This window comes from Ruminococcoides sp. (assembly GCF_057037865.1).
Map to the genome: position 1 here is coordinate 160,336 of NZ_DBLZMS010000002.1, position 14,001 is coordinate 174,336.

At 42.0% G+C, this 14,001-nt stretch carries 12 protein-coding genes; 1 reads left to right on the forward strand and 11 read right to left on the reverse strand.

What is annotated here, in order from left to right:
* Positions 1-39: 39 nt before the first annotated feature.
* From AC2HW8_RS02530 to mgtE, 6 genes are all read right to left on the reverse strand, one after another.
* Positions 40-273, reverse strand: a complete 234-nt coding sequence (locus AC2HW8_RS02530; protein WP_484327102.1) for an MATE family efflux transporter — start codon at positions 271-273, stop codon at positions 40-42.
* 33 nt (positions 274-306) lie between these two features.
* A complete protein-coding gene (locus AC2HW8_RS02535; protein WP_015523118.1) occupies positions 307-723 on the reverse strand; it encodes an MJ0042-type zinc finger domain-containing protein in 417 nt (138 codons plus the stop codon).
* 109 nt (positions 724-832) lie between these two features.
* Entirely contained in the window at positions 833-3,247 is a 2,415-nt protein-coding gene (locus AC2HW8_RS02540) for a homocysteine S-methyltransferase family protein (RefSeq protein WP_117950104.1), read from the reverse strand.
* Positions 3,225-3,869, reverse strand: a complete 645-nt coding sequence (locus tag AC2HW8_RS02545) for a vitamin B12 dependent-methionine synthase activation domain-containing protein (protein ID WP_046431225.1) — start codon at positions 3,867-3,869, stop codon at positions 3,225-3,227. The genes AC2HW8_RS02540 and AC2HW8_RS02545 overlap by 23 nt, the downstream gene beginning before the upstream one ends.
* The gene (metF, locus tag AC2HW8_RS02550; RefSeq protein WP_021883786.1) at positions 3,866-4,726 is read right to left on the reverse strand and encodes a methylenetetrahydrofolate reductase [NAD(P)H]; all 861 of its coding nucleotides are present in this window, start codon (positions 4,724-4,726) and stop codon (positions 3,866-3,868) included. The genes AC2HW8_RS02545 and metF overlap by 4 nt, the downstream gene beginning before the upstream one ends.
* A 691-nt stretch (positions 4,727-5,417) precedes the next feature.
* On the reverse strand, positions 5,418-6,785 hold the full coding sequence (gene mgtE, locus AC2HW8_RS02555) for a magnesium transporter (protein WP_015523115.1): 1,368 nt from the start codon (positions 6,783-6,785) through the stop codon (positions 5,418-5,420).
* Between the two features lie 423 nt (positions 6,786-7,208).
* Here mgtE and AC2HW8_RS02560 point away from each other — a divergent pair, with 423 nt between their 5' ends.
* On the forward strand, positions 7,209-7,850 hold the full coding sequence (locus AC2HW8_RS02560) for a hypothetical protein (protein ID WP_484327103.1): 642 nt from the start codon (positions 7,209-7,211) through the stop codon (positions 7,848-7,850).
* Positions 7,851-8,150: 300 nt separating this feature from the next.
* On the opposite strand, the gene AC2HW8_RS02565 is transcribed toward AC2HW8_RS02560, so the two are convergent.
* From AC2HW8_RS02565 to AC2HW8_RS02585, 5 genes are all read right to left on the reverse strand, one after another.
* Positions 8,151-9,059: a dockerin type I repeat-containing protein gene (locus AC2HW8_RS02565; protein ID WP_484327104.1), complete on the reverse strand. Its 909-nt coding sequence runs from the start codon at positions 9,057-9,059 to the stop codon at positions 8,151-8,153.
* Positions 9,060-9,081: 22 nt separating this feature from the next.
* Complete coding sequence (locus tag AC2HW8_RS02570) at positions 9,082-9,993, reverse strand: dockerin type I repeat-containing protein (protein WP_484327105.1); 912 nt, start codon at positions 9,991-9,993, stop codon at positions 9,082-9,084.
* Positions 9,994-10,231: 238 nt separating this feature from the next.
* Positions 10,232-11,020: a sortase gene (locus AC2HW8_RS02575; protein ID WP_484327106.1), complete on the reverse strand. Its 789-nt coding sequence runs from the start codon at positions 11,018-11,020 to the stop codon at positions 10,232-10,234.
* On the reverse strand, positions 11,013-11,957 hold the full coding sequence (locus AC2HW8_RS02580) for a class C sortase (protein ID WP_484327107.1): 945 nt from the start codon (positions 11,955-11,957) through the stop codon (positions 11,013-11,015). The genes AC2HW8_RS02575 and AC2HW8_RS02580 overlap by 8 nt, the downstream gene beginning before the upstream one ends.
* A gap of 411 nt (positions 11,958-12,368) precedes the next feature.
* On the reverse strand, positions 12,369-13,844 hold the full coding sequence (locus AC2HW8_RS02585; protein ID WP_484327108.1) for a SpaH/EbpB family LPXTG-anchored major pilin: 1,476 nt from the start codon (positions 13,842-13,844) through the stop codon (positions 12,369-12,371).
* Positions 13,845-14,001: the final 157 nt, after the last annotated feature.

Consider the following 14,001-nt stretch of genomic DNA (forward strand, 5'->3'; position numbering starts at 1 on the left):
CTGTCTGCACGAATTGGGAACGGCGGCCCGCCGTAATTTTCAATTTATAAATGCTTTATCGCTTCGCTTAAATCCGTACACAAAAAATCTATCATATGACGAGCCGACCGCCGCAAGGGCATTGTCGCCCACATATTTTCCGACCATCCATGTATCGGCAAGGTTGTAAAACTGCTGAAACACACTGCCGAGCATAAGCGGTACTGCAAAAGACCACAGGCCGCCTGTTATACTGCCTGTGGTCAAATCTCTGTTTTTATTTAGTTTTATCACAAAATCATTTCGTTGCAACCGCAGATTCTGCGGTCATATTTTTTTGTTAAATTCACTTCCGCATTTTGGACAGCGAACAGTATGATTGCCTTTTTTGTTGCGAACACGAAGCTGCGCCTTGCACACGGGACACTTGATATAACGGTAGTCCTTGCGGTCACGAATTTTCTTGAAGGTCAGTTTGAACCAACCTGTTACCGCATTGTAAATCGGAAGAAATTTTCTGTTTTCGGCACTTCTTGCAACAATGTTGCGTGAGAACATACGAAAACAGATAAGCACGATAATCAAGAGCATTATTCCGTCAATGATGTATCTTGCAACACGGTTCCACACAAAAATATTCACGAACCACAGTATAAGCAACAGCACCCAGAGTGCATTGTTGAGCTTATCCGTGCCGTATCTGCCCTGCATAAAATTGGCGAATCTGTTAAATAATCCACGCATAAAGTTCATCCTTTCCGCAAAAAGCGGTAATTACAAAAATCATCCTTCCACCATTTTATCACAGGCAGGGCGTACATTCAATAAACATTTGACGATATATGTCACTAAATCAGCCGAGAACGAGCTTTGCCGTGTCAACGCTTTCTTTTGCGTCACGGCAGTAGTAGTCAGCGCCGATTTTCATAGCGTAGTCCTTTGTAAGAACCGCACCGCCGACAAATATTGTGCATTTGCTTGAGCCGTCGGGATTCTGAAGTTCCTTACATTCTCTTACAAGCCTTATTGTGTCTTCCATGCTCTTGAGGGTTGTTGTCATAAGAGCCGAAAGTCCTATCATTGTAATATTCTGTTCAACGGCAGTATCAACAATAAGCTGAGGATCAACATCACGACCGAGGTCAACAACTGTGTAGCCGTAGTTATCGAGAAGAACCTTTACAATGTTCTTGCCGATATCGTGAATGTCGCCCTTTACGGTTGCCACGATAATTTTGCCCTTGCTTACGGGAGTTCCGCTTGTCTTTGTAAGGTGCTTTTTAATTACATCAAAGCACTCCTGAGCTGTGTTTGCGCTTTGGATAAGCTGTGGAAGGAAGATTTTATTCTTTTCAAAATCTTCACCCACTCTGTCAAGTGCAGGGATGAGCATTTCGTTTACAACCTGCATTGCATCGGTTGTTTCAAGAAGCTTTGCGGTTGCGGCTGCACCTTCGTTTTTAAGTCCGTTATAAACAGCCGCAAAAATATCAACATTGCTGTCTGCCTTTTTAACGGGAGCGGCAGGAACAGCATCGTTATATGCGTTGATAAATTCAAGCGAGTTCTTGTCAATGCCGTTAAGCACACGGAATGCTCTTACAGCGCCTGTCATCGACTCAACATTTGGGTTGATAATCGGCAAATCAAGTCCCTGTTCCATAGCCATTGTAAGGAAAGTTCTGTTGACAAGCTCACGGTTCGGAAGTCCGAAAGAAATGTTTGAAACGCCAAGACAGGTTTTACAACCGAGTTCCGTTTTTACTCTGTGCAAGGCCTCAAGAGTCTGACGGCAAGCCGCCTGTTCTGCGGAAACCGTAAGAGTAAGACAGTCGATATATACATCTTTTCTGTCAATGCCGACAGCCTCGGCTCTTTCAACAATTCGTTTTGCAATCTCAAATCTGCCCTCGGCGGTTTTCGGGATACCGTTTTCGTCAAGTGCAAGTCCGACAACAGACGCACCGTACTTTTTGACAAGAGGAAGAACCGTTGCAAGGCTCTGTTCCTCACCGTTTACGGAGTTCAGAATCGGTTTGCCGTTGTAGTAGCGGAGTCCAGCCTCAATAACCTCGGGCTTTGTGGAGTCAATCTGGAGCGGAACATCACACACACTCTGAATAGCCTTAAGAACACGCACCATCATCTTTTTTTCGTCAATTTCGGGATGACCTACATTGACATCAAGAATTTCCGCACCGCCCTGAACCTGACTGAGAGCCTGAGTGAGGATATAGTCAATATTATTTTCAACAAGCGCCTGCTTGAACAGCTTTTTACCTGTGGGGTTAATTCTTTCGCCGATAATTCTCGGACCATTGATTTCGACAACCGTCGTTGAACTGCAAACGGTTGTGTCAACGCTCTTTGTCTGAGGCTGATATTCTTTGTCGGCAACCTCTGACTTAATTTTTGCAATATAATCGGGATTCGTTCCGCAGCATCCGCCGATAACCTTAACACCGTATTTGAGGAGTGAACAAACGCACTCGGCAAATTTGTCGGGCATAATGTTGTACTCGTTGCTGTTAGGATCGGGCAAACCTGCGTTAGCCTTGATTACAAGGGGAAGATTTGTGTATTTCGACATCTCGGAAACAACGGGTTCAAGCTCATCCGGACCGAGTGAACAGTTTACACCGAGAGCGTCAACACCGAGTCCCGTAAGAGTGACAGCCGCACAGGCAGGGGATACACCCGTAAATGTTCGTCCGTTTCTCTCAAAGGTCATTGTTGTGAGGATAGGCTTGTCGCAGTTTTCCTTTGCGGCAAGGACTGCGGCTTTAAGCTCGTAAAGGTCGGTCATTGTTTCAAAAACTATGACATCGGCATCTTTACCGGCAAGAATCTGCTGTTTGTAATACTCATAAGCCTCGTCAAATTTCATTGAACCGGCAGGTTCAAGCAACTGACCTATCGGACCGATATCAAGGGCAACGAGGGCGTCTGTACCCTCAACGGCTTTTCTTGCAATCTTAACACCGGCGCCGATGATTTCTTCAACGCTGTAACCGCTGTCCTGAAGCTTGTAGGCATTTGCACCGAAGGTGTTTGCGTACACAATGTCAGATCCGGCATCAATATACCTCCTGTGAAAGCTCTCGATAAGCTCGGGGTGAGTAATGTTCAGCACCTCAGGCACATGGTCGTACTTTACACCGCTTTTCTGAATGAGAGTTCCTGTTGCACCGTCAAGCAGAATAAAATTCTTTTGGTTGAGATATTCACTAAAGTTTGAAAAATTCTTAAACACCACAATGTTCCCCATTTCTTCTGAAGCGACATTTGCCTTTCATACTGCAAATTGCACACCCTCGTTTTCTTCGTTCAATCGGATTGTCTGAAATTCCGAGAATCGCCGTAACCGACTTTGACGGCACAAGCAGACAGCTGTCGCCTGTTGTAAGACCTATTTTTCTCGGAGCGTCAAGTATTCTCAGATACTCCTTCTGCATCTCAATAGGATAGTCCCCATAGCCGGGGCTGAAACGGAAGGTCATATACTTTCCGCTGTATTTTTCGGCAAGGATTTCGTCAACCTTTTGACACACCTGTTCAACGGCAACGCTTGCAAAGCTGTCAAGCACAACCGCCCTTGCCATATCGGAAATCTGACTTATACGGATAAGCTTGTCAATTTCCGAACCGATTGTCGCACACATCATAACGGCTGTGTGGCAGCCCTCAAGGTGCTTTTTTATATCATTGCCGAGTAAAATATCGTCAAACGGAGCTTTGCGTTCAACATAGAGAAATCTCGGCTCTGCTGTTTTCAGTATTTCTTTTTCGCATTCATCCATCAGCACATCCATGCGGTAATTAAGGCTGATTCCTGCACCGCCGAGGTAGCGTATAGCCTCTTTGCGGTTTAATCTGTCAAGCGTTATCATAAAAGACTTGACACCGCCTCCGTAATTTTTCTTGCAACATACGGGTTGTTCATTGTGTAGAGGTGGATGCCGTCAACACCGTGTGCGATAAGGTCAACAATCTGGTCAACCGCATATGCAATGCCTGCGTCACGCAAAGCCTCGGGCCTTGTATCATACTTCTGCATAATCTTTGCAAATTTTGCAGGAAGGCTTGCACCGCACATTGAAACCATTCTTTCAATCTGACTTTTGCTTGTTACAGGCATAATACCTGCCTCAATCGGAACATTCACGCCTGCAATCTTCGCTCTTTCAAGAAAGCGATAGTAAACGGAGTTGTCAAAGAAAAGCTGTGAAATAAGGTGGCTTGCACCCGACTCAACCTTTTTGCGAAGGTTGTGAATGTCCTCAACCTCATCGGTTGCCTCGCTGTGAACCTCGGGATAACAAGCGCCGGCAATGTCAAAATCACCCTGTGACGCAATGTATCTGCACAAATCGCTCGCATAAGTGAAATCCTTCTGCGGTTCAACACCTTCAACCCTGTCACCACGTAGTGCAAGAATATTCTCAATGCCGTTCTCTTTAAAAAGCGCAAGGTTGCGGTCAATATCAGCCTTTGTGCTGTTAATGCAGGTGAGGTGTGCCACGGATTCAACTCCGAAATCTCTCTTGATTTTTGTTGCGATTTCGCAGGTACGGCTCTTTGAACCGCTGCCGCCTGCGCTGTATGTTACGCTGATGAAGTCAGGCTTTAAAGACGAAATTTCTTCAAGCTTGCCGTAAACCGATTCAATCGGAGAGGTCTTTTTAGGCGGAAATACTTCAAAAGAAAAAACTGTTTTTCCGCTGTTAAATAAATTGCTTATTTTCATATATAAACACCTCGGTAATGGTTTTGTTAAACTTGATTAATTATAGCATAAATAATTTTTGCATACAATACTGTTTTGGTGGGTTTTGTCGTTTAAGACTATCATTTTTTGGGAGATTTGGATATAAATGAAAGTTATGACAAGGAGTTTTGTTATATGTAGCACGGTGTAGGGGCGTTCATTGGACGCCCGCAAGTAACGACACAATTTTTTTGATAAAAATAAACCATATAAATGAGATACAATTACCTAAATGATGTAGGGGAGAACCGTGTTCTCCCGTTAGCAATGGTACAAATTTGATGTCAAATCACATTATATAAAAATCACAAAGTTACTGATATTTTGTAGCGGAGAACCTCGTTCGCCAATCGTTTTGGTTATACAACCAAAACGAACACACAATTTTTGTAGTATGAAATGATATGGTAGCTGACAATAGTCTGCATTAAGTCGAACCGATTTTACAATCGTTTCGATTGGCGAACACGGTTCGCCGCTACAGACTATACACCGTTTTCATCAAATCAAAAATTTATGTTCTTACAAATTATTTCATCAAGACGGGCGTCCAATGAACGCCCCTACTGATTAAACAAAAACGGTCGGGAAACAATGATTTGCATTTTGCAAACTGTCTTCCCGACCTCAATTTTCAATTTTCCATTTTCAACTTTCAATTTTAAAAAAATCACAGATGCAAAATCAACTTTGCAACGCCGAAATAGATAAGCAATGAAAGCGAGTCGCAGACTGTTGAAATGAGCGGATTCGCCATAACGGCAGGGTCAAAGCCGACCTTGCTTGCCAAAAGAGGCAGACTGCTGCCGACAAGCTTTGCCATAATAATTGTGCCGACAAGCGTAAGCGAAATTACAAGGGCAATCATAAATGCGTTTTCCTGACCGTTGAGATCAAACAAAAGCAGTTTTACAAAGTTTGCCGCCGCAAGGGTAATACCGCAAAGAATTGACACCCTGAATTCTTTCCACAGCACAAGGAAAATGCTCCTGAAATGAATTTCACCGAGCGACAACGCACGGATTACGGAAACCGACGCCTGAGAACCTGCGTTACCGCCCGAACCCGTAATCATCGGGATAAACGATGAGAGAATCAAAACATTTGCAAGCACAGCCTCAAATGATGAGATAATCGCACTTGTAAAGGTTGCCGAAAGCATGAGTATAAGCAGCCACGGCGCTCTCTTTTTGTACAGACCGAAAACGCTTGTTTTCATATACGGTTTGTCAGACGGCAATACGGCTGCCATCTTTTCGATATCCTCGGTAGCCTCTTCCTGAATAACATCAATAGCATCGTCAATTGTTACGATACCGACAAGTCGGTTTTCGTTATCAACAACAGGAAGAGCAAGGAAGTTATAGTTTGAGAACATCTGGGCAACCTGCTCCTGATCGGCAAGAGTAGTTACCGAGATAACATTTTCCTCCATAATCGACTTTACAAGCTCGTCATCTTCGGCAAGCAAAAGGTCTTTTACGGTGGTAATACCGATAAGCTTGTTGTTGGCATCGGTTACATAGCAGGTGTAGATTGTTTCCTTGTCAACACCTGTTCTTCTGATTCTTTTAATAGCCATTTCAGCCGTCATATCGGGACGAAGCACAATAAACTCGGTTGTCATAATCGAGCCTGCGCTGTCCTCGGGATATTTCAAAAGCTCGTTAATCTGCTTTCTCATATCCTTGTCGGCCTGTCTTAAAATACGCTTTACAACATTGGCAGGCATTTCCTCAATAAGGTCAACGGCGTCATCGACAAATAACTCATCGACAACCTCTTTCAGTTCGCTGTCGCTGAAGCCGTGGATAAGGAATTCCTGAGTTTCGTCATCCATTTCGACAAAGGTTTCCGCCGCAAGCTCCTTTGGCAGAATACGAAACAGAATCGGCATTTTTTCATCCTGTAGATTTTCAAAAACCGCCGCAATGTCAAACGGTTTCATCGTAATCAAAATGTCACGCAAAGTGCTGAACTTTTTGTCATCAAGCAACACTTTGATAGTTTCGGTAAGGGTTACGTTAACCTGTTCCATCATCTTTTCCTCCTTTTTAATTCAATTGGAAGTAAAGACGGTGTCACCCTGAGTATTAAATTAAATCAATTCAAATTAAAATAAAAATACAAAGCAAAATCAATAAAACAAAATGAACGCACAAGCGCACATTCTGTTGCAACTTCGCCCGGGTACAGCGCCTTTATTACCGTCTGCGTCCATTAAGTTTTCACCTCATTCGCATTTAAATTCGGGCAAAAGCCCGTACATATTTATTTTATTCTTTTTTATGTCCGATGTCAACGGATTTATCCGCTAAAAATCCACTTTGCAAACATTTTACATTATCCTCTGTAACAGCTTGGTAACTCGGTATAATATTTCTTGCTTTTTGAAGTGTATCAATGTATAATGAATATGCATGATTTAAAATAAAATTTCAAAGATTGGAGATTAACCGTTATGACAGATATGGTTAAAAAATATGTTCCCTATGCGGTAATAATTTTGCTTGTTTATATGCTGTTGCCGCTTGTGTTTATTCCGGGCGCAATGCAAAAGTTTTCACCCGTTGCATATGACTTTGTGTTCCCGATTACAGCAATCGGCTGTTCGGCACACTACTGCTCAAAACACGGACTTGACTTTCTCTTTGCACTCATTGCGCCGATTATTTATCTTCCGAGTATGCTCATCTACAACGGCGGATTTTCTTCAAGCACACTTTCAACAAACCTTATTCTCCTCGTAGTTTATCTTGTTGCCGGAATTTTCGGACTTTTCCTCGGCGACCTTGCTTTCGGTGACAAGCGCCGTCAGAAAGAAAAGGCAGAACAGGAAGAAGCAGAGGAAATGCTCCTTGAGGCAAAGCGCCGTGAAAAGGAAGAGCTTGAGAACATGACTTCATCAAGCAAAAAGTCCGAAAGAAAAGCACCTTACAGACAGGAACGCAAGCCTGCACGCAAACCGTCACCTGCACCGCAGAAAGCCGAAACAGCAGATGACGACGATTTTGATTATGACAAGTACCTTTCCGGTATTGACAAAAAGCAAGATCCGAACGAAAGCGAAATTGACGATATCTTAAACGAATTTAGACACTAACGGCGAGCCGCCGTTCCCAGTTCGTGCAGATAGTATTTATAAGGGCGAAAATAAAATACCCTAGCAGAACTCTATAACTAAAAATGTAAAATTAAAGTCGGGAAGACAATTTGCGAAATGCAAAGCATTGTCTTCCCGACTGTTTTTGTTTAATCAGCAGGGGCGTTCATTGGACGCCCGCCAAGTAATGACAGAAAATTTATGATAAAAATAAACTGTATAAATGAGATACAGAATTGCAGTTACTTTGTAACATTTATATCATTTAAATTACAATATTATTTGTACCATTATTTTTGTTTAAATCAACCCAACGATATACTTCTGAATCAAGGTTGCGTCAACAACACTGATTTCGCCGTCATGGTTTACATCGCTGTTAAAAAGCTGAGTCTTGCCGAATTCTACAATACCTACAACATATTTCTGAACAGATGTTGCATCTCCAACCGTAATGTTTCCGTCTGGATATACATCACCGCAAGTCAGGCAGTTCAATTTGCCACCAATCGTTGTTTTACACTCTGCGCCGTTTTTAAGTCTGCAATATTTATAAGCCATAAGGCCCGTATCCTCGCCAAGCTGTCTTGAAATATAAAACTCCGCATAGCCGTTCTTATCGGGGACAAAAAATGTTACCGCACCTCCGCTGACAAAATATGCGCCCGAGGTTGCATAGCAAGGTTTGCCGCTGCTGTCTGTACCGAAATCCTCATATGTAAAGTCAAAATTCTTGTATGTGCCATCGCTGAGTTTTCCGGTCATTGTGCCATCATCATTAAAGACATCAGGAAAATAGTCGGAGAGTTTAATCCTCATCTTAACATATTCTCCGCCTGTTGAATCATAATTGAATTTCATACCCGTATTACCAAAATAACGATTATTCGCTGTTATCATATGGCGAGTAAATTCCTGATTTTTCGGGAGATTTACAAACTTCGGTGCATCAATACAGTCCTTAAACATCACGCTGTACTTTTGATAATCCGTTGATATGAACATTGCCCCGAAATTCTTTGCCGTATTTTCGGTATATCCCGTTGTTGACACAAAAAGCTGATTGTTTGAGATTTTCTGCGTTGTACCTGTAACTTCAAAGTCCTTGCGATCTTCATACTCGCTTACCGCACCTGTCATAAGAACCGAACCGACGGTAAGCACACCGCACATTGCGATTGCAGTTATTTTTTTAATTATATTTTTCATTGTTTACACCTATTTATGTTGTTTAGCTATCCAAACCGACAATATGTTTCTGAATCAAGGTTGCATCAACAACACTGATTTCGCCGTCATGGTTTACATCGCTGTTAAAAAGCTGAAGCTTGTCAAAGTCCTCAATACCTACAACATATTTTTGAACAAGCGTTGCATCAGTAACAGAAATGTATCCGCTTAAATCCGTATCACCGCAAGTTAAACCGACCAGAGTATCTCCGATTCTTCCGTAATCGCAATGAGCTCCGTCTTTAAGTCTGCAATAGCGGTATGACATTACTTTTGTATCTACACCAAGCTGTCTTGAAACATATATTTCAGCATAGCCGTCCTTATCGGGAGCAAAGGAGGTTACCGTACCTCCGCTTGTTGCATATACACCGGATTCCGCATAGCAATTAACACCGTTGCTGTCAGTTCCGAAATCTTCGTATGTAAAATCAAAATCCTTGTAAGAACCGTCTCTAAGCTCAGCAGTCATTGTTCCGTTTTCATTGAACAGACGGGAAAAATCGGAAAGCTTAATTTTCACCTTGACATATTCACCGCCTGTTTTGTCAAACTGATAGAATGTCTGAACATTACCGAAATAACCGTGCCCCTGCGTCATCATATATTTTACAAATTTTTCGCCCTTTGGAAGATTTACAAATTTCGGTGCATTGATACAATCCTTAAACCATATATCGTAATCCTTTTCTTCGGTTGTTTGGAACTTTGCACCGAAATTTTTATCGGTATTTTCAGTGTATCCCGTTGTTGTCACAAAAAGCTGATTGTTTGAGATTTTCTGCGTTGTACCTGTAACTTCAAAGTCCTTGTGATTTTCATCCTCGCTTACCGCACCTGTCATAAGAACCGAACCGACAGTAAGCATACCGCACATTGCGATTGCAGTTATTTTTTTAATTATATTTTTCATTGTTATCCTCCGTATTTGTAATTTTATCCGCAAATTTGTTCATACTTGTCTAAGTTTATCAATCTATTTTTCTTATGTCAATAATTTTAAAATAAATTCGGCATTTACGGCAATATATGCGTATTTTTCCCGATATTAATTATTACAAAATAACAGACAAAATATTCGGGAATTTCTGTTTTTAACAATTGGTCTTTAAACAAAAAACAGACTGTACCGTAATACAGTCTGCTGTAAATTATGACGCACGCTCACAGATTACATAGTAACGGTCAAAACCGCCGTTGCCGTCACTTATGCAGGTAAACATCGTGAGCAAATCTCTGTCCTTCTGCAAATAGCAGTCGCCTGATTCGCTCGGCTTATTGACTTTGGTTTCAACGACCTTGTAATTGAGTGTATCCCAATAATTTGTGATTGAAACCCTGTCACCGATTTTGAGGTTGCGGAGATTGTCAAAAAAAATTCGACCGATGTATCCCGTGTGACCTGCAAGGACTGCGTTTGTATTCTTACCGCCGATCGGCAATGAGGTTGCACTCATATGTGCCGCACCGTAGCTCATATTTGAGCTGTTCGCACCAAGGTAAATCGGCAGACGCATATTTATTGTTTCGGCGGTAACATAGCCGTAAATGCCGTCCGTTATGCCGTAATCCTCAAGATTGACGGCAGCCTGTGAATAGGTATCGTTGCGGAGCATTTCATACTGGTTTGTTTCAAGTTTTTTGTTGTAGGCAACGCTGTCATTGAAAAGTCTGTCGAGGTCAGCCTTGAAAACAACGGGCTGTTTGGAGGTACGATTGCCTTCCCTGTCAATTTTGTAACCATCTTCGTCAACCTTGCCGTCCTTGACCGCCTGTTCAAAAGAGCCGTCCTCAGCTTCTTCAACACGGGTGTCAAAGCCGTCAGCCTCACCGTTTGAAATCTGTGTTCCGATAAAATTTGATATAGGGGGGAATGCGACAAGACCTATTCCGACAACGAGCATTGCTATTGCCACACCCGTAAGTATTTTTTTAATCATCGGAATCACCGCCCAAATCATTCTGATTTTCGTCAGCCGAGTCATCTCTCAGCCGTTTTGCACCGTTTGACTTCTTCTTTTTACGCTTGAGCAGAAATACAACCACAAACACAACAAGTGCAACAAAGCCGACAATTATGCCGATTGCGACTGCATAAGGGATTTTGTAACCGAGAAAAAATATGTAACCGTTATCAAATTTTGCAAGCGACTCGCCCGTTTCAATATACTTTGTATCGTCATAATCGACACGCTTGCCACGCACGAGAAGTCTGTGAGTATTAACGCCGTATGGGGTACAGGTGAGGAGCGTTACAAGGTCTTCGCCGTCAACAATCCGCAAGGAATTGATTTCCGAGGGAAGAACAACTTCGATTTGATCAACCTCATATTTCAGCGTTCTGTCGAGGATATGAACATAAAACTCATCGCCGACTTTCATATCGGTGAGGTAATCAAAAAATGTTTCGCCCGGATAACCCGAATGGGCAGAAATTACTGAATGTGTGCTTGCACCGCCGACAGGCAGGGAAGTATTTTGAAGATGTCCTGCACCTTTGGAAAGAACCTCTTCGCTTGTGCCGTGATAAATCGGCAGATAAACATTGATTTTCGGCACATCAATATAGCCGATAAGACCGTTATCATCAACATTGAGAGTTTTCTCATAATTTGCGCCGATTTTCTGAAAAGCCTTTTCGTCGAACGGGTCGGTAATTATCATATTATTTGAAAGGCTGTTATTGTACTTAGCAGCCTCTTCAAACATTTTTTGAGTTTTCTCACTCGGCATCTGAGCAACCCTGTTGGTGTACTCCTTAACCATGCTTCGACTGACATAGTTATTAATTGCGGAGCTGACAAGCGGATAGCTCATTATGCCGATTCCCGCAACAAATATTAAAACTATTAGTAAAATTGACAGCTTTCGTTTCATAAAATTTTCCTTTTCTGCGTGTTTTTGTTCCGTTGTTATTATACTATATTTTACTATTTATCGCAACTGCGTGCCGCAGTCCCAGTTCGTGAAGATAGTTTGTGCAATGCCAAAACATATTCCGCCCGAGCGAAAAATTTAGTTAAATGTAAAATTGAAAATGAAAAATGGAAAATTAATGTCGGGAAGACAGTTTGTAATGTAAAAAACATATTATGCCCGACTGTAAAAATGTAATGGTTCTCCCCTACAGACAATACACAATTTTCATCACATCAAAACATATTATATAAACATAAATATTCATCCGCTTCTACAGCTCTTCTGTAAATAGAACGGGGATGCGTTGCCGCATCCCCTGAAAATTACATATATCATATCACAGATTTTAAGATAAAGATATTCGATTAATTATTTAGCTGCTTTCTTTCTCTTAAGAACAAAGAGAAGAACGCCTGCACAAGCGATAAGTGCTGCACCGCCAACATAGAACATCATTGTACCCATACCACCTGTCTTAGGAACAGTTACAGGGTAGTTAGCAACAGCAACATTGTCACCGTCTGCAATGTTACCTACAAATGTATACTCCTTGCTCTTGTCAATGCTTACTGTAAATACTGAGCTGTTGAGGTTGTAGCCTGTAGGAGCTGCTATCTCTTTTGCATAGTATGTCTGTGTAGCATCAAACTTGAATGTTGTTGTTGTGCCTTCGAGAACAAATATAGCCTCACCGTTAGCGCCTGTCTTAGCAACTACTTTCTTGCCGTCAACTGTAAGAGGTGTTTTAGCTTCTGCGTCTGTGAATATCTGGAATTCAGCGTCAGCAAGCTTCTGAGTTGTGTCATTGCCGTTAACCTTAACAACCTTCATGCCGTATGTAAATACATCAGGTGAAGTTTTACCAGGTTCAAAGTTTGTATCAGAATCGTTACCATAAACAAGACCGTCTGTGTTGCTGATAGCTGTGTTGAGCTTAGCCTTTTCGTTTAAATCAGCTGTGTATGTAACAACAACTGTTTTGGCATCATAGAAATCCTTTGATTCAAGTGTAGCAGATTCGAATACAACTGCGAATGTAGCAGTTGCCTCACCGGTCTTGCCTATGTAAGTATAGTTCTTTTTAATAGAGTAATCTGTACCCAAAGTAAGAGCATCAACTGCGCCGTCGTACTTAACTACAACTGAATTCTCGTTGAATGTAAGACCTTCATCCATTGTATCAACGATTGCATACTTTTTTAGCTGGTTGTCGATTGAACCTGCTGTTGAAGCTGTAAGTGTGTAGGTTACAGTCTTATTGTTGTCGCCTACATATGTCTTGTCAGCTTTCTTGTCAACTGATACTGAGCTTGTTGAAACCTTTTCAGCAAGGTTGTACGCTGTCTGGTCAACAGAAACATACTCTGTGCCGTTGAAGTAAGGAAGTGCTGCGAGTGAGCTCTGAACACCAGTTACCTTAGCGGGCTTAGAAGTACAATATACATAGTAAAGACCTGGGGCTGTTACTGTTGCAGTAGCCTCTGTAACTGTTGAAGAAAAGCTGATTGTTGTAGCAGCTGTACCGAATGCAGCTTTGTCTGTCTTGTAGAGGTTATCACAAGCCGTGATGATTTGCTGTGACTTTGCATCTGAGTATGTGCCATTTACAGCATCCTCAAGTGCTGTGTCGTCGATAGTACTTGTGTACTTACCTGTTGTAAGGTTGAGGTCTGCAATCTTGAAGAAGCTGAATGTGTAATTACCGACTTTGTCAGTGTCAGTTGCATCAACTGCAAGTTTGTACTTAGCTGAATAGCTCTCTACTGCACTTGCTGAGAATGGAATCATGAGAGCGATCATCATTACTGCAAGAACAGCTGCAAAGATTTTCTTTGTAGTTTTCATTTTTACTTTCTCCTTTGTGTTTGATTTAATATATGTAATTATATTCTAACCGAATGGTTAAACGGGTTGGGGTGGCTGCATGGCAGACACCGGCTAACAACGGTGTCCGTAGCAGTCAAAGAGGTTTTCTATGAAAGAAACATATGATTAAAAAATC